This window comes from Gilliamella bombi, assembly GCF_900103255.1.
Taxonomy (GTDB): domain Bacteria; phylum Pseudomonadota; class Gammaproteobacteria; order Enterobacterales; family Orbaceae; genus Gilliamella; species Gilliamella bombi.
Map to the genome: position 1 here is coordinate 13239 of NZ_FMWS01000008.1, position 17339 is coordinate 30577.

General features: G+C 34.8%; 17 protein-coding genes. 11 read left to right on the top strand and 6 right to left on the bottom strand.

Features of this window, described 5'->3' with window-relative positions; translation table 11 throughout:
• Positions 1 to 147: 147 nt before the first annotated feature.
• Together B9N71_RS01475 and syd are read right to left on the bottom strand one after the other, a co-directional pair.
• Positions 148 to 1323: an amino acid aminotransferase gene (locus tag B9N71_RS01475; protein WP_085163864.1), complete on the bottom strand. Its 1176-nt coding sequence runs from the start codon at positions 1321 to 1323 to the stop codon at positions 148 to 150.
• A 118-nt stretch (positions 1324 to 1441) separates the two neighbouring features.
• The gene (syd, locus tag B9N71_RS01480; protein WP_085163865.1) at positions 1442 to 1975 is read right to left on the bottom strand and encodes a SecY-interacting protein; all 534 of its coding nucleotides are present in this window, start codon (positions 1973 to 1975) and stop codon (positions 1442 to 1444) included.
• 742 nt (positions 1976 to 2717) lie between these two features.
• On the opposite strand from syd, the gene rne reads away from it, so the two are divergent.
• The 6 genes from rne to metA all read left to right on the top strand — a co-directional run bounded on the left by rne (position 2718) and on the right by metA (position 10239).
• A complete protein-coding gene (gene rne, locus B9N71_RS01485) occupies positions 2718 to 5408 on the top strand; it encodes a ribonuclease E (protein ID WP_085163866.1) in 2691 nt (896 codons plus the stop codon).
• A gap of 266 nt (positions 5409 to 5674) precedes the next feature.
• Complete coding sequence (locus B9N71_RS01490; protein ID WP_167370034.1) at positions 5675 to 6415, top strand: ABC transporter permease subunit; 741 nt, start codon at positions 5675 to 5677, stop codon at positions 6413 to 6415.
• Complete coding sequence (locus tag B9N71_RS01495; protein ID WP_085163868.1) at positions 6408 to 7268, top strand: ABC transporter permease subunit; 861 nt, start codon at positions 6408 to 6410, stop codon at positions 7266 to 7268. The genes B9N71_RS01490 and B9N71_RS01495 overlap by 8 nt, the downstream gene beginning before the upstream one ends.
• A 2-nt stretch (positions 7269 to 7270) precedes the next feature.
• Positions 7271 to 8260 carry a peptide ABC transporter ATP-binding protein gene (locus B9N71_RS01500; RefSeq protein WP_065589644.1) on the top strand — a complete coding sequence of 330 codons (990 nt, stop codon included), beginning with the start codon at positions 7271 to 7273 and terminating at the stop codon, positions 8258 to 8260.
• Positions 8261 to 8282: 22 nt separating this feature from the next.
• Entirely contained in the window at positions 8283 to 9095 is an 813-nt protein-coding gene (locus tag B9N71_RS01505) for a peptide ABC transporter ATP-binding protein (protein ID WP_065589643.1), read from the top strand.
• A gap of 211 nt (positions 9096 to 9306) precedes the next feature.
• Positions 9307 to 10239: a homoserine O-acetyltransferase MetA gene (gene metA / locus B9N71_RS01510; protein ID WP_085163869.1), complete on the top strand. Its 933-nt coding sequence runs from the start codon at positions 9307 to 9309 to the stop codon at positions 10237 to 10239.
• A gap of 155 nt (positions 10240 to 10394) precedes the next feature.
• On the opposite strand, the gene dtd is transcribed toward metA, so the two are convergent.
• The 4 genes from dtd to rpsT form a co-directional block, all read right to left on the bottom strand.
• Positions 10395 to 10829 carry a D-aminoacyl-tRNA deacylase gene (dtd, locus tag B9N71_RS01515; RefSeq protein ID WP_065589641.1) on the bottom strand — a complete coding sequence of 145 codons (435 nt, stop codon included), beginning with the start codon at positions 10827 to 10829 and terminating at the stop codon, positions 10395 to 10397.
• Positions 10830 to 10836: 7 nt separating this feature from the next.
• On the bottom strand, positions 10837 to 11670 hold the full coding sequence (locus tag B9N71_RS01520) for a virulence factor BrkB family protein (RefSeq protein WP_244178505.1): 834 nt from the start codon (positions 11668 to 11670) through the stop codon (positions 10837 to 10839).
• A 23-nt stretch (positions 11671 to 11693) separates the two neighbouring features.
• On the bottom strand, positions 11694 to 12236 hold the full coding sequence (locus tag B9N71_RS01525) for an SPOR domain-containing protein (protein ID WP_167370035.1): 543 nt from the start codon (positions 12234 to 12236) through the stop codon (positions 11694 to 11696).
• A 198-nt stretch (positions 12237 to 12434) separates the two neighbouring features.
• Complete coding sequence (gene rpsT, locus B9N71_RS01530; RefSeq protein ID WP_025316521.1) at positions 12435 to 12698, bottom strand: 30S ribosomal protein S20; 264 nt, start codon at positions 12696 to 12698, stop codon at positions 12435 to 12437.
• 224 nt (positions 12699 to 12922) lie between these two features.
• On the opposite strand from rpsT, the gene pgk reads away from it, so the two are divergent.
• The 5 genes from pgk to rplJ all read left to right on the top strand — a co-directional run bounded on the left by pgk (position 12923) and on the right by rplJ (position 17289).
• Positions 12923 to 14086 (top strand): phosphoglycerate kinase, encoded by a 1164-nt coding sequence (pgk, locus tag B9N71_RS01535; RefSeq protein WP_085163871.1) that lies wholly within the window; start codon positions 12923 to 12925, stop codon positions 14084 to 14086.
• A gap of 73 nt (positions 14087 to 14159) precedes the next feature.
• The gene (fbaA, locus tag B9N71_RS01540) at positions 14160 to 15239 is read left to right on the top strand and encodes a class II fructose-bisphosphate aldolase (RefSeq protein ID WP_085163872.1); all 1080 of its coding nucleotides are present in this window, start codon (positions 14160 to 14162) and stop codon (positions 15237 to 15239) included.
• Positions 15240 to 15426: 187 nt separating this feature from the next.
• A complete protein-coding gene (gene rplK / locus B9N71_RS01545; RefSeq protein ID WP_034884321.1) occupies positions 15427 to 15855 on the top strand; it encodes a 50S ribosomal protein L11 in 429 nt (142 codons plus the stop codon).
• Between the two features lie 3 nt (positions 15856 to 15858).
• Entirely contained in the window at positions 15859 to 16560 is a 702-nt protein-coding gene (rplA, locus tag B9N71_RS01550) for a 50S ribosomal protein L1 (protein ID WP_034910418.1), read from the top strand.
• A 231-nt stretch (positions 16561 to 16791) separates the two neighbouring features.
• On the top strand, positions 16792 to 17289 hold the full coding sequence (gene rplJ, locus B9N71_RS01555; protein WP_065589635.1) for a 50S ribosomal protein L10: 498 nt from the start codon (positions 16792 to 16794) through the stop codon (positions 17287 to 17289).
• The last annotated feature ends 50 nt before the right edge of the window (positions 17290 to 17339 follow it).

The window sequence follows — 17339 nt, forward strand, 5'->3', positions numbered from 1 at the left end:
GAATAATTTTTGATTAATAAGGATATGTATGCCAAAGTTAAACCTGTTTTTTATAGTAAAAAAACATATTAATTTAAAGGGGAAAGTAAATAGAAACCCCCTTTATTTGAGCGCTTCTATTGTTATGACTGTTTATTATTAAAATTTCTATAGTACTTCAACAATTGATTCGCAAAGTCTGGACATGTTATCTAATGTCATACCAGCCACGTTGATACGTCCTGAGTTTACGATGTAAATGCCATAATTATTACGCAATTTTAGCACTTGTTCTTCGTTCAAGCCACTGAACGAAAACATGCCATTTTGTTTGGCAATAAAACTAAAATCCTGATTTGCACCTTTGTCTTGTAAGGTTTTTACAAATAGTTGTCGCATGCGGTGAATACGTTGACGCATACTTGTTAATTCATCGATCCACTCTTCTTTTAATTCTTCATTGTTTAATATATAAGAGACGATTTTAGCACCATGGGCAGGAGGGTTTGAGTAATTAGCTCGAATAATTGTTTTGACTTGACTAAAGGCTCGATCGGCAATTTCAGCATTTGCCGCAATTAATGTAAATGCTCCCACTCGTTCGTTATATAAACCGAAATTTTTAGAATATGAACTTGCAATAAGTAGTTCTGGATGATTATTGGCAAATAACCGTAACCCATAAACGTCTTCTTCTATACCTTGTCCAAAGCCTTGGTAAGCTAAATCAAACAGTGGTAACCAACCATTTTTTAAGGCAAGATCCGATATAGCTTGCCATTGTTCTGGGGTTGGATCGATACCCGTTGGGTTATGACAGCATCCATGGAATAATACCGCTTCGCCAGCGGTAACTTGGTTTAAGCTACTCATCATGGCATCAAAATCAAGAGTGTGCGTTTGTGCACTGTAATAATGGTATTCGCGTACTTCAAGGCCTGCCATTTGGAATACACTACGATGATTTGGCCAAGTTGGATTACTAACCCAAACTCGTTTTATTTTGGTTCGACGAGCTAAAAAGTCTGCCATAATGCGTAAAGCCCCTGTTCCTCCAGGTGCTTGTGCAGTTCTTGCTCGTTCATTTTCACTACCAAAAAGCAAAGTTTGCGTTGCAATATTGAAGGATTTGAGACCGTCAATAGGAAAGTAACTTTTTGTGGTTTCGTCATTTAGTAACAAATGCCCTGCTTTTCTGATACTTTCTAAAATAGGGGTTTTGGTCGTTTCATCTTTATAAATACCGACACTTAAATTAATTTTATTGGTGCGTTCATCTTTATTATAAAGGTCTGCTAGCCCTAAAATGGGATCGGCTGGTGCTGCTGTCAAATTTTCAAACATAATCCACCTATTTAATTGATTATTATTACTGCATTATATACACATTATTTTGTAAGTTACAATTTCAAATAGGTATACGATAAAATAGATTTTTGTAAAATTTTTAACGTTCTTATAGTTACTGAAAAACTGTAAGTTGATTAAAAAATGAAATCAAATCATTAGTTAATGTCGTTAGTTCTCCTGTAATTAAGTCCTCTTTTACTATTTCGCCCGTTAAATTGTTTAATGAAATTATTTTTGTGCTGTCATCCGTCGTAGCTATAAAAATGGTTGCTGTTCGTTTTAATCTTTTTTGTTGGGATAAATGAGCTATTAAATTTTGTTCTAAAGTTGAAAAGTCATCATCGTTCCATGCTTGAATTAAGGTTAAATGTGTGTCGGTAAATTTAGCCGTCATATTGCCAGCATATTGTGTACCATAAAAAATGTGAGCAGAGGGATGTAAAATGATACCAATAACTTGTTCAACAATCGAGAGATCTCTTGGTGGTTCTAATAAAAATGGTTGCCAAAATACCGTGAGATGGTCCGTTTTTAAAATACAAGGCGAGGGGATGGCATGTAGTTCTTCGCTTTGTGGTGCGTATTTGAATTGCTCAATCCAACGAGTAGTAAAATTAAGTAAGGCAGTTTTATTGGCAGAGTTCATAAACAGATATATCTCATATTTAAATTATAATGTCATTTTATTGTAATTATACTGATTAGGATTCGTTATGCATAATTGCATCGGTGTTTTATTTTTAGTTAATGGGATAATTAGTAAGAAAAAATTTTGTAAAAAAGTTTCAGGTAACTATGTGTTTCAGTAAAAAATTTAAGCAAATTAAATAAGTTATTTATTGTGTGATTAAAGCAAGTTGAATATAGCTAAAAATGAATTCTTAACTGTTTGTAAAACAGCCAGTTTAATTTGCTTGCTATCCTTGACTGAAACGTTAATAATAGTGACGGATAATTTTATCCTTGTAATGCAGCAATGGCGTTAGACATTACAGTTTTTCAAAATAAAATAGCGTAAGTAGAATCATTATAATTAGATAATATGTTTATTTTAAACAATTGCATAAAGATTTAGTTTATTTGCTAAAGCCGTTAAGAAACATAGGTTTGCAAATTAGCCATATTAATAGTGTCAATAAATTATACAATTAGGTTTTTTTAAATATTTAGTGCTTTTTAATTTAGCATGTTACTTAATGTATGATATTGATGTTGTGTAAGCGGTATCAGGTTCACATAAAATAATAACAAAAATAACATAAATAAAATAATGAATGCTGTATACCAATATTTAGTTAAGTACCATTATTCATCATTGTTAAAATAATCACTTATCAATAATAAGATTCTACCTACTGTTAATTAAGATTAATCAAGAGTGTAGAATAATGAAAAGAATGCTAATCAATGCAACCCAGCAAGAAGAGCTGCGAGTTGCGCTTGTTGATGGTCAACGATTGTATGATTTAGATATCGAAAGCCTTGGACATGAACAAAAAAAAGCGAATATTTATAAAGGTAAAATCACTAAAATCAATCCAAGTTTAGAAGCTGCTTTTGTTTCGTATGGTGGTGAGCGTGATGGTTTTTTACCTTTAAAAGAGATTGCTGAAAGCTATTTCCCATCTAATATTTCTGGTCGTCGTAGTATTAAACATCTACAGGAAGGTCAAGAAGTCCTTATCCAAATTGAAAAAGAGATTCGTGGCAAAAAAGGTGCGGCTTTAACCACCTATATTAGTTTAGCTGGTAGCTACTTGGTGTTGATGCCTAATGATCCTCGTGCTGGCGGTGTTTCGCGCCGTATAGAAGGTGAAGAAAGAGCAGATCTTAAGCGTATTATTGATGCAATTGAAAAGCCAAAAGGCATGGGTGTTATAGCTCGAACGGCGGGTGTTGGTAAAAGCCAAGAGGAGTTGCAACAAGATTTAGATGCATTAGTTAACTATTGGACAGCAATTCAAAACGAAGCCAAAAAACATCCTGCACCAAGCTTGATTCATAAAGAAAGTGATATCATTACTCGTGCGTTTCGTGATTATTTGCGTGATGATGTTGGTGATATTTTAATTGATAATCCTAAAGTACTTGAGATTGCTAAAAAACGTTTAGCTGATTTGGGACGAGTTGAGTATATCGGTCGCTTAAAGCTTTATGAGGGTGATGTGCCATTATTTAATCATTTCCAAATTGAGGGGCAGATTGAATCGGCATTCCAGCGAGAAGTTCGCTTACCTTCTGGTGGTTCAATTGTTATTGATGCCACAGAAGCGCTTACAGCAATCGATATTAACTCGGCTAAATCCATTCGTGGTAGTGATATTGAAGAAACAGCATTTAATACTAACCTTGAGGCAGCCGAAGAAATAGCTCGTCAACTACGCTTACGTGATTTAGGTGGTTTGATTGTTATCGATTTTATTGATATGACACCAGTCCGTAATCAGCGTGAGGTAGAAAACCGCTTAAAAGAAGCGATGAAAACCGATCGTGCACGAATTCAAACCACGCGAATTTCACGCTTTGGTTTACTTGAAATGTCGCGCCAACGTTTAAGCCCTTCATTACGCGAAGCAACGCATCACATTTGCCCTCGTTGTCAAGGTACAGGTACAGTTCGGGACAATAACTCATTGTCTTTATCTATTCTTCGATTGATTCAAGAAGAAGCAATGAAAGATAATACAGTACAAATCGATGTTATTGTTCCTGTGCCAATAGCAAGCTACTTACTCAACGAAAAACGTCGTGCTATCACCAATATTGAAAGTATGCATCCTGATGTCAAAATTGTGATTGCTGGCGATGAAGAGATGGAAACCCCATTGTATAAGGTGATTCGTAAGCGTAGAGGCGAAGAAACAGATGTACTGAGTTATAATCTTCCAAAATTGATTCGTGAACTTGAGGAAGAAGAAGAAGAGCAACAAGCTGTTGAAGTTATTGTTGAACAAGCTGTATTATCTGGACCTAAAGTTGAAGCTTGTGCAACACCAAAAGAAAAGGTAGAGTCAAAAACTAAAAAATCAGGCGGTCTGTTTAGTGGATTATTTGGTAAATTACGTAAACTGTTTGTTACTGAAAAAGTAGAACCACAGCCAGAAGTTAAAACAAGACCGACTAAAAGACGGGATAATCAACGTTCAAACAATCGACGTCAACGTAATCACCGAAATAACAATGCTGCTAATAATGGTAATTTTGTTGCAGCAGGCAATATTGACGAGGTTAAAGAATCAAGTCGAAATAATAATCGCAGAGCTAAACAAAATAGTAATTCAAATGCTAATTTGTCAAACTCTGAAAACAATCTTAAGGCAGATAGAGTTGTCGAGGAAGTGGTACAACCAAAACTGCGTGAGGCTAAGCCAAGACGCCAACAACGAGCATTAACTAAAAGTGTTCGTGTGAAAAATAGTAATACTACTGCCACGGTGCAGACTGAACAAGAACGAGTAATTATCCCTTCTTTATTATTACCTGTTATTGTCTCAGAATCAGCTGAGGGCAATATTGTATCGGAAATTCAACCGAAACGTCAGCGTCGTACTTCAAGACATTTACGAATGAATGGCCAACGTAATAAACGCCGTGTTCGTAATGTAGAACTAAAACAGTCTCCAATACCATTGCCGTTTGCTGCAGCATCATTGGAATTAGCTTTAGGTCGTGTTGTTGTTGATTACAGTCAAATAGCTAATTATGAACCACATAATGTGGTACCTGTCATTCCATCGCTTTTACTTCCTGTTATTGTTAAAAATGAGGAAGATGTAAATAGAACTGCTAGTGTTGATGAGGTATCAAAAGCTCCGTTATTTGTAAGTGTTCAAGAGGATTTTAACGTTAGTGAGAAAAATGATAATGATCTTGTAATTAATGATTCACACTCGATAGGTTATTCCTCATCAGCAATGACTAAAGCACCTGCACCAGAATATATGACTTATGATGTTGAAATAAAATCGCGTGAAGAATCAGATTATCATTTTGAAGGTAAAGGTAATGCTGGTGGTTTAAGTGCTCAGGATCATGCTTATGCCGCAGCAAGTAAACCAGTAATACTGGATAATCAATAAATAGATTAAAACACGGTGGCGTGGTTATGTTGCCGTGTTTTAATTAATTATAATAGCGATAAAGATAAATAATGATTATCTATATTTTCAAGAAAATAGTAACGTTTTTGTTTATTATCTGCGTATTAGCTCAGATTAGTTTTTGTTTAGTTTATTTTAGCCCTCACTCAACATTTAACATTAATAATTTAAGCTTTTTGGATGCCTACAGTGCTTTTTTTAAACAGTTACTGCAAGGTCAATTCAGATTGTTAACTGGAGAAACAGTGCCGTTTCTCCATACACTATTGGCTACATTTGAACTGTGCATTCTTGCTTTATTCGTTGCTTTGCTGATTGGATTGCCATTGGGAATTTTTCTTGGACTTAGTAATATTCATTGGTTAAATAATATTATCCGTTTAGGATCTTTATCTTTGTATTCTTGCCCTATAGTTATGGTTGTTATTATTGTTATGTATTGGTTATCGCCAACTTGGTCGATATCGATGAATTTTAATGTATCGTCATCAGTAGCTGGAACTTCGTTATTGGATCTTTTAATTTCATCAAAAACAGATAAATGGCATATGATATTGGGCCAACTTCACTATTTGTTTTTGCCGATCATTATGTTAGCTATTCAACCAAGCATTATGACTATTCAACTCGTTAGCCAGAATGTAAGAAATACATCACGACAGAATTTTATTAAAATGGCGATTATTCGTGAACGATCACCGTTTAAAATTTTACGCCGCCATTTATTACCTAATTCCATTCCTGCAACTATTCCACAGCTGACTTATAATACGACAACACTACTTTTTTCAACTATGGTAATTGAAATTTTATTTAATCGAGTAGGATTGGGGCAATGGGTGATGCTTGCTTATCATCATCATAATTATTTTGTTATTTCTATTGCCATTTTAGCCTGTGGCACTGTCATCAGTTTGTTAACGTTATTGGGCGAAATTTCGGCGGTAGTTATTTATCCTTTACGTCATAAGGAACATTATGTCTAGGCGAGCAAGATTGCTTAAAAATGTCAATTTAAGCTTTAATCGGTTGCATAGTAATCTCTACTTAGTTGTTGGCCTTTATGGCATATTGGCGCTTGCCTTTGTGGCATTATCAACCAAATGGTTCTTTCATGCTCATTTAAACCCTATTTACCCAACTTCATTACCACCTGCTTGGTGGTCTAATGGTGATATTAATCATGTATTAGGTACTAACGCTAAAGGACAAGATATTTTTGATTATTTGTTAATTGGTTATCGCTCAACTATGTCAATGACCTTAAAGGCGGTTTTTTATGTGGTAGTCATTGGTGGGTTAATCAATTATTTAATGTTTTTTATATCATTTATACGCCCTTTTATATTATTTGTTTTTAAATTTTGTATGGTAGTACCACCGTTACTTGGTGTGATTGTTATTAGCTTATTATTAGAAGATGACATTACTAATATTTTATTGGTAATAGGGTTATCTTATACGCCACGCTTTATTTATAATATTCATCAGCGTGCCATCAATGAATGGAATAAAACATATATTACGGCCTATAGACTTGATGGATTATCTTCCTTTACAATTTTTAATCATTATATTTTACCTAATATTTTACCTATTTATTTGACTGAAATTGTTTCGCTATTTGGTTCGATTATTTTAACTATTACTACTATAACTTTTTTAGGTTTTGCTAATGATGTTTCTCGACCAGATTTAGGTATGATGATGTTTCAAATGAAAGATATCATTGCAACTAATTATTTAGCCTTTTTATCTCCGGGAATTGCGGTTTCTGCTACAATTATTTTGGTTTATTTATTCAATTTTGGATTATATGGCCGTCGAGCAGGAACTTAATTATGGCATTGTTAGATATTCGGAATTTAACCATTGAGTTTATTACACCAGATGGTCTTTTACGTGCAATTGATCGTGTAAATTTAAAGTTGTCAGAAGGTGAAATTCGAGGTTTAGTTGGTGAGTCAGGATCTGGAAAAAGCCTTATCGCTAAAGCTATTTTAGGTGTGACTAATCACAATTGGAAGATTTCAGCTGATCGATTTTATTTTAATGACATTGATTTACTTAAACTCACTCCTAGACAGCGCCGAAAAGTCATTAGTGCCAATATATCGATGATATTCCAAGAACCACAATCTTGCTTAGATCCTTCCATGAAAGTAGGACAACAGTTAATTAGTGCAATTCCAAGAAGGACATTTAAAGGGCATTGGTGGCAAAGGTTATTTTGGCGTAAACATCGAGCGATTGAGTTATTGCATCGGGTAGGAATTAAGAATCATAAGGAGATATTAAAATCTTATCCGTTTGAATTGACTGAAGGTGAATGTCAAAAAGTCATGATTGCAATTGCGTTGGCTAATCAGCCTAAGCTACTTATTGCTGATGAGCCGACAAATGCGATGGAAGCAACTACAGAAGCACAAATTTTTAGGTTGCTAGCTAGTATGAATCAAAATGTGGGTACCACTATCTTATTTATTAGTCATGATCTGCAAATGGTTACCAGATGGACTGATCGTATCAATGTTTTATATTGTGGACAGACAGTTGAAGTTGCTGATAGTAAAGATTTAATTAAATCGCCTTATCATCCTTATACTCAGGCGCTAATTTATGCAATTCCTGACTTTGGTAAAGCGATGCCGCATAAAAGTCCTTTAAATACTTTGCCTGGAGTGATCCCATCATTAGAACACCTACCAATAGGTTGTCGATTAGGTCCTCGTTGTCCATATGCCCAGAAAAAATGTATTTTGGCGCCAGAATTGATACCGATAAAAGATCATTTCGTAGCCTGTCATTTTCCGTTAAATACTGATGAGTAGCCATAAATAATAGGAATATACGATGAATCCAATATTAAGAGTGCGTAACTTATCTAAGCAATTTAAAATTCCTAAAGGATTTCTGGGACATTTATACATTAATGCAGTGAAGCCATTATCGTTTTCTCTTAATGAAGGTAAAACGCTTGCAATTATCGGACAAAATGGCTCTGGCAAATCGACACTCGCAAAAATGTTAGTTGGTATGATAAAGCCTGATAGTGGAGATATCTGGATTGACGGTAATAAAGTTCAATACGGCGATTATAGCTATCGTTGTCAACTAATTCGTATGATATTTCAGCATGTAGAAAGTTCATTTGATCCACGATTACGTATTGGGCAATTGCTTGAAATCCCATTAAAGTGTAATGCTAATTATGATGCTCATGAACGTGAAAAGTTAATTAGAGATGTATTGAAGCAAGTTGGATTGTTACCTGAACATGCCTCTTATTATCCTTCAGTGATGGCTGCGGGGCAAAAACAGCGAGTGGCATTAGCTCGAGCATTGATTTTAAAACCTAAAGTGATAATTTTAGATGAAGCATTAGCTGCACTTGATATTTCGATGCGTTCACAAATTGTTAATTTAATGCTGATGTTACAAGCTGAACAAAATATCTCTTATGTATATGTTACTCAAGATATTGGGATGATGAAACATATCAGCGATGAAATTTTAGTTATGCATAATGGCGAATTGGTTGAATATGGTAATACTGCTGAAGTATTAGCTTCACCGCTGAGTGATATTACCCAAAAATTAATTAATAGCTATTTTGGTGAAGCGCTTACTGCAGATACTTGGCGTACCGATACTCGTACTTTTTAATTAACAAATCTATCGGAGTGATTTTGATTTTTGCATGAAGTAATACACATTTCTTTAGAATGTTTGTTAATTTGTAATTTGATTATTCTGATGATTTTGTTAAATAAAAAATCTCGACAAATAAATTAAAAGATACTATATTTAGCTATATAGATTTCTAGACGTCTATTTTGATGTTTAAAAATTACTTACCGATTTAGGAGTTTTTGTTATGCCTATTTGTATTCCTGACTCATTACCTGCGGTTGATGTATTACGTAATGAGAATGTATTTGTTATGACTTCATCGCGTGCTAATACCCAAGAAATTCGACCTCTTAAGCTTCTTTTTTTAAATTTAATGCCTAAAAAAATCGAAACAGAAAACCAATTTTTACGCTTACTTTCTAATTCGTCTTTACAAGTTGATATTCAGTTATTACGTATTGATCAGCGAGAGTCTAAAAATACGCCTATTGAACATTTAAATAGTTTTTATTGTGATTTTGATGATATTTGTGAGCAAAATTTTGATGGGTTAATTATAACAGGTGCCCCACTAGGGAAAGTGGCTTTTTCCGATGTTGTGTATTGGTCTAAGTTAGCCAAAATTATTACTTGGGCAAAGGATCATGTTACTTCAACTATGTTTGTTTGTTGGGGTGTTCAAGCTGCTTTGAATGTCTTATATGATTTACCAAAATTTACTCGCACGCAAAAGTTATCGGGTGTTTTTCAGCATCATATTGTGCAATCTAATGCGATTTTAACACGCGGTTTTGATGATACCTTTTGGGCTCCTCATTCTCGTTATGCTGATTTTCCAATTGATAAAATAAAAACATATACCGATTTAACTATTTTAGCTGAGTCTGATATTACCGGTCCTTATTTAATGGCTACAGCTGATAAGCGAATGGTGTTTGTAACAGGTCATCCTGAATATGATTCTTCAACGTTGGCAAATGAATATTATCGAGATTTAAATGCAGGTATTCATCCTGATATGCCATATAATTATTTTCCTGATAATAATCCTCATTTAACACCAAAAGCCACATGGCGTAGCCACGCTTACCTATTATTTAGTAATTGGCTCAACTATTATGTTTACCAGTTAACTCCATTTGATTTAACTACTCGAAATTTAACGATTGATGACTAATAAAGGTTAGCCGCATCTTATAATCAAATTTTGTTAGGTTGTTGCTAGATTTATTTAACAATAACCTATTTAAATAGGATCTTACAATGCCAAATATTAAATAATAATTGGTAAAACTTGCGAAATATTATCTAAATGTAATTTTAGTTATATAACTAGACTTGTAACCAGAATGTTACAGGACCATCATTAATCAATGATACTTGCATGTCAGCTGCAAATTGGCCTGTTTGAGTTGTTATTTTTTGTTGGCATTGTTCTACAAAAAATTGGTAAAGCCTATTTGCTTCATCGGGTTTAGCGCCTTTTGTAAAGCTTGGTCGCATTCCTTTTTTAGTGTCTGCAGCTAGGGTGAATTGAGAAACAACTAATATTTCGCCATTAGCTTGGTTAACATTTAAATTCATTTTTCCTTCATTATCGCTGAAAATACGATAACCTAAAACTTTATCACATAAACGAATTGCTTTTTGTTCGTCATCATCTTGCTCAACTCCCAGGAAAATCAGTAAACCCTGATTAATCTGTCCAATGATATTATTGTCTATTGTCACACTAGCTTGTTTTACTCGTTGGATTAAGGCGATCATAATTTAATTACTCTGGTAAAGAAGGGTTGTTAACAATATGTTTTTTTTGTCTATTATAGTCAGTTAAGGTTGCTGCAAATTCGGCCCCAAACAAGACAATGCACCAAGAAAAATAGATCCAAACTAACATAATGGGGATTGATGATACTACTCCGTAAATAAGTTGATATGTTGGAAACGAAGTAACATATAGTGCAAATGCGCGTTTACCTATTTCAAATAATGCTGCAGCGACAAACGCTCCAATCATCGATTCTTTTAAAGGTACAGACTCGGTCGGGATAATGCTATAAAGTAGCCAAAATCCAATCATAGAAATACTAAATGGTAAGCAATTAAGTAGTATATTACCCGTTGTTGCGGTAGATAGCCATTTCAATGAAAAAATATAAGAGCTAATTGCTATACTAGAACCAATTAAAATTGGGCCTAAGGTTAGTATTGTCCAATACATGGTTAGATTGTACATGAAGGAACGTTTGCGTTTAGTTTGCCAAATATGATTAAGTGCTGTATTAATTGAGTTGATAAGCAACAGTGATGTAACAATCAGACCAATTACACCAACAAAGGTCATTTTTTTTGTATTGGAGATGAATTGTTCTAAATAATTTTGAATGGTGTCACTCGCCGTTGGAACAAGATTGTTATAGATTAATTGTTTCAATAAATGGCTAATTTCATCAAACATAGGAAAAGCTGAAAGTAAAGAAAAAATAACGGTAATAAGTGGAACTAGTGCTAGTATAGTGGTATAAGCAAGTCCCGCAGAAGATGTTGTTAGCCGGTCATGGTTGATACGATTCCATAACATTTTTATAAAAATCTGTATTTGCGTCATTGATCTCATCGGCTTTTTATATTCTAGTTAGAAATAACACAATTATTAATCCCATTACTATTTAATAAGTTTAATGTGATATCGGCTTCTTTTTTACTGGTATAAGGTCCTACTGTGACTCGATATAATTGGCCTGAAGAAATATTGCCACTAACCCCAGTCATTGCAAGCTTAGCTTTTAGTTTATCAGCATTCGATTTATCTTTAAATGCTCCACATTGCAATAGCCATTTGTTTGTAATAGCTTGTGTTGGTTGTGATGTTACATTTGATGTTTGGTTTTGCGTTGTTGCTTCTTTTTTAGAAGACGTCACACTGCGTGAATTATTAACAAAGCTATTTAGGATTTGCTCTCTTTCACTAGCAATTGAACTTGACGCGGAACCATAATTAGCATTAGGAGTTTCTAATTCCTTAAGGTATGTCCAACGCTCTTGAGGTTGTTCAGGTAAAGTTATTGAAGGAGGTTGAGTTTTTGTTTTTGGCGGTTCAGCGGTTTTTTTAGGTGTATTATTTGCAACAAAATAGAGAATAGCAGAAAATAAAATAATGATTATAATAGCCAAAAATATCATAAAATTAGGCTTATTTCGTGACTTACTTTTTTTTGATTGGCTCTTTTTTCTGACATAATCACGCTGAACCACAATAAACTCTCTTTTTAATAATATTGTGTAAAATAAAACTAGTATATAAATAAAAAAAGTGGCTTACACCACTTTTTTTCGTATTTCTTTAACTATGTTAGTTAAAAAATTAATGTATTAAGCCAACGCTTTAATTTGTTTGATTAAATTTGCTTTATGACGTGCAGCTTTATTTTTGTGAATTAAGCCACGAGCCGCTTGACGGTCAACAACTGCTTGCATGTCTTTGAATGCCACTTCAGCTGTTTGTTTATCACCAGCTGCAACAGCTGCGTAAACTTTCTTAATATAAGTACGCATCATTGAACGGTTACTAGCATTATGTTTACGGCGTTTTTCGGATTGAACCGCACGCTTCTTAGCTGATTTGATATTAGCCAAAGTCAACTCCCAAGTTTAGATAAAAATTACATATTAATAAGGTGGCAAAATATGCCTTAATTTCTTCCTATTGTCAATGGCGTTACATAAAAAAATATGTTGGTAGTTTTTGTATTTATTATTAATGTTTATTATTTGCACAGCAATCCCTATAACCTAAAAAGAATTTTTATGTTAGAATAGCGTAAGTTTTATTTTATTTATATTTTACAAGGGGAAGTATCATGTCTATTATTAGAATGCAAGATCTTGATCTAAAAGGAAAACGCTTATTTATTCGCTCAGATCTTAATGTGCCGGTCAAAAATGGTAAGGTAACTTCCGATGCGCGTATTAAAGCATCACTACCTACTATTGAAGAAGCCATCAAAAAAGGTGCTAAAGTAATGGTTACCTCTCATATTGGCCGTCCAACAGAAGGTGAGTATAATCCAGAGTTCTCTTTACAACCTGTTGTTGATTATTTAAAAGAACACGTGTCATTCCCTGTTCGTTTAGTAAAAGATTACCTCAATGGTGTAGATGTAAAAGAAGGCGAATTAGTTGTACTTGAAAACGTTCGTTTCAATGTAGGCGAAGGTAAAGATGATGAAGCTTTGTCTAAAAAATACGCTGCTCTTTGTGATATTTATGTAATGGATGCATTTGGTACAGCTCACCGAGCTCAAGCTTCGACTCATGGTGCTGGTAAATTTGCGCCAGTGGCTTGTGCTGGGCCATTGTTAGCAGCTGAACTTGATGCGTTAGGTAAAGCATTAGATAATCCAGCAAGGCCAATGGTTGCTATCGTTGCCGGTTCTAAGGTATCAACAAAATTAACCGTACTTGATTCTTTATCAAAAATTGCTGACCAAATTATTGTTGGTGGCGGTATTGCTAATACTTTTATTGCCGCTGAAGGTTATAATGTAGGTAAGTCTCTTTATGAAGCAGACTTAATTCCAGAAGCTAAAAAATTAATGGCTAACTGTGAAATCCCAGTTCCAACTGATGTTCGTGTTGCAACAGAATTTAGTGAAACAGCAACAGCGACTGAAAAATCAGTTAAAGATGTTAAAGAAAATGAACAAATTCTTGATTTAGGTGATAAATCAGCAGAAGTATTAGCAAATATTATCAAAAATGCTAAAACCATTTTATGGAATGGTCCAGTGGGTGTTTTTGAATTTCCTAATTTCCGTCGTGGTACTGAAATTGTGGCCAAAGCAATTGCCGATAGCGAAGGTTTTTCAATTGCTGGTGGTGGGGATACATTAGCTGCAATCGATCTATTTGGTATTGAAGATAAAATCTCTTATATTTCAACTGGTGGCGGGGCTTTTCTTGAATTTGTTGAAGGTAAAAAACTACCCGCTGTTGCGATGTTAGAAGCTAGAGCAAAGGCCTAGTATTTGAGTTCAGTAAAAGGATGAGATAATTACTCATCCTTTAATTTTTATAAATAAATTTATAGGTAATAAAATGGTTACTAAGATTTCTGATGTTGTTAAACCTGGTGTTGTCACTGGTGATGATGTTCAAAAAGTATTTCAAATCGCTCGCGAAAATAACTTTGCATTACCTGCGGTTAACTGTGTTGACACAAATACTATCAATGCCGTTATTGAAACAGCCGCAAAAGTAGGTTCTCCTGTTATTGTTCAGTTTTCTAACGGTGGAGCTCAATTTATTGCTGGTAAAGGCCTAAAATTAGAAGGTCAAGAATGTGCTGTGTTGGGTGCTATTTCTGGTGCAAAACATGTTCATCTTATGGCTGAAAAATATGGAGTCCCTGTTATTGTTCATACTGATCACTGCGCTAAAAAATTACTTCCATGGGTTGATGGGTTACTGGATGCAGGCGAAACTCATTTTGCTAAAACAGGTAAACCATTATTTTCATCTCATATGATTGATCTTTCAGAAGAGTCATTAAAAGATAATATTGATATTTGTTGTCAATATCTTGCTCGTATGTCAGCAATGAAAATGACTTTAGAGTTAGAGCTAGGATGTACTGGTGGTGAAGAAGATGGTGTTGATAATAGTCATATGGATAGCTCAGCACTTTATACTCAACCGGAAGATGTAGCTTATGCTTATGAACGTTTAAGTGCTATCAGTCCTCGTTTTACTATTGCAGCTTCATTTGGTAATGTGCATGGAGTTTATAAACCAGGTAATGTTAAATTAACGCCAAAAATTTTAGATAACTCACAAAAATATGTATCTGAAAAATATAATCTACCAGCTAAATCATTAAACTTTGTATTCCATGGTGGATCAGGTTCTACACCGGAAGAAATTGCTGAAGCAGTTAGTTATGGTGTAATTAAAATGAATATTGACACAGATACGCAATGGGCTAACTGGTCAGGTATTTTAGATTACTACAAAGCAAATGAAGCTTATTTACAGGGGCAATTAGGTAACCCTGAAGGTGTTGATGCTCCAAATAAAAAATACTACGATCCTCGCGTATGGTTACGTAAGGGACAAGATTCTTTAGTTACTCGTTTAGAACTTGCATTTAAAGAGCTTAACGCTGTAGATGTTCTTTAATTTTTATGTAATTTAGGATTAAAGCAAGGTATTTGCCTTGCTTTTGATTTATCTATACTTAAATTAAATCTTGCATTTTCAATTAAGTTATAGGATAATTCTGCCCTCATTTAACTTAGGGGAGCTGTCTATTTATTAATAATTATTATTAATAGAGGCGTTTGCACCCAAGCAAAGGAAACTAGAAATGGCAAAAAAAGTACAAGCTTACATCAAGTTGCAAGTTGCAGCTGGTGCAGCAAATCCTAGTCCACCAGTTGGTCCAGCACTTGGTCAACATGGTGTGAATATTATGGAATTCTGTAAAGCATTTAATGCTAAAACAGAAAGCATGGAAAAAGGATTACCAATTCCTGTTGTAATTACAGTTTATTCTGACCGTTCATTTACATTTGTAACTAAAACACCTCCAGCAGCTGTTTTGTTAAAGAAAGCGGCTAAAATCAAGTCTGGTTCAGGTGAACCTAATAAGAAAAAAGTAGGTAAAGTAACAAGTGCACAAATTCGCGAAATCGCTGAATTGAAAGCTGCAGATATGAATGGTGCGACCATTGAAACGATGATGCGTTCTATTGAAGGAACAGCTCGTTCAATGGGCTTGGAAGTGGAGGGTTAATTCATGGCTAAATTATCTAAGAAGGCTAAACTTATCCGCGAAAAAGTAAACGCAACTAAACAATATGAAATCAATGAAGCAATTACTTTATTAAAAGAATTAGCTACAGCGAAATTTACAGAAAGTGTTGATGTTGCTGTTAATTTAGGTATTGATTCACGTAAATCAGATCAAAATGTTCGTGGTGCGATCGTTCTTCCTCATGGTACTGGACGTAGCGTGCGTGTTGCTGTCTTTACTCAGGGTGCAAATGCAGAGGCTGCAAAAGAAGCTGGTGCTGAATTAGTGGGTATGGACGATCTTGCAGATCAAATCAAAAAAGGCGAAATGGATTTTGATGTCGTAATTGCATCACCTGACGCTATGCGCGTTGTTGGTCAATTAGGTCAAATTTTAGGACCACGTGGTTTAATGCCAAATCCTAAAGTTGGAACTGTAACTCCTAACGTTGCAGAAGCTGTAAAAAACGCTAAAGCTGGTCAGATCCGTTACCGTAATGATAAGAACGGTATTATCCATACTACTATTGGTAAAGCTGATTTTGATGCAGATAAGCTTAAAGAAAATTTAGAAGCATTACTTGTTGCGTTGAAACGTGCAAAACCAGCCTCTTCTAAAGGTGTATTTATTAAGAAAGTTAGCCTTTCTACTACAATGGGTGCTGGTGTTGCTATTGATCAAGCAACATTAAATGCAACTGTTTAATTATTATTTATAATTAAATAGAGAAATCGGTTGGTGTCTGGCCTTAACCAGACCCCGTCCAAGACCGTAGGTGTGGTTGTTGTGTGACTACTTAATTTTCCTACGTAGACGGTGACAGAACCTGATAAGATATAATAGAAGGATTCTGCTCATCGTGGTTGTGCTAGCTATATTTGTAGCTAGCTTGAATAAGTCTAGGCTTTTGCCTAGTATAATCCAGGAGCAATACCAATGGCACTAAATCTTCAAAATAAACAAGAAATTGTTGCTGAAGTCAATGAAATCGCCAAAGGTGCGCTATCTGCAGTTGTTGCTGATTCTCGAGGCATAACTGTAGAAAAAATGACTGCATTACGTAAATCTGCTCGTGAAGCGGGTGTTTATATGCGTGTTGTTCGTAATACGCTATTACGCCGTGTTGTTGAGGGCACTCAATATGAGTGTTTAAAAGATACGTTTGTTGGTCCAACTCTAATTGCATTTTCAAATGAGCACCCAGGTGCTGCAGCGCGTATTTTTAAGGCGTTTGCGAAAGAAAATGAAAAATTTGAGATTAAAGCCGCAGCCTTTGAAGGTGAGTTGATTACTGCAGCGAATATTGATCGCTTAGCAACATTACCTACATATGAAGAAGCATTAGCTCGCTTGATGTCAACCATGAAAGAAGCCGCAGCTGGCAAATTGGTTCGTACTCTTGCAGCGGTTCGCGATCAAAAAGAAGCTGCTTAATTGGCGGTTTGATTGTGAATTTTATTAATTAAAAAATGTAAATTTGGGAA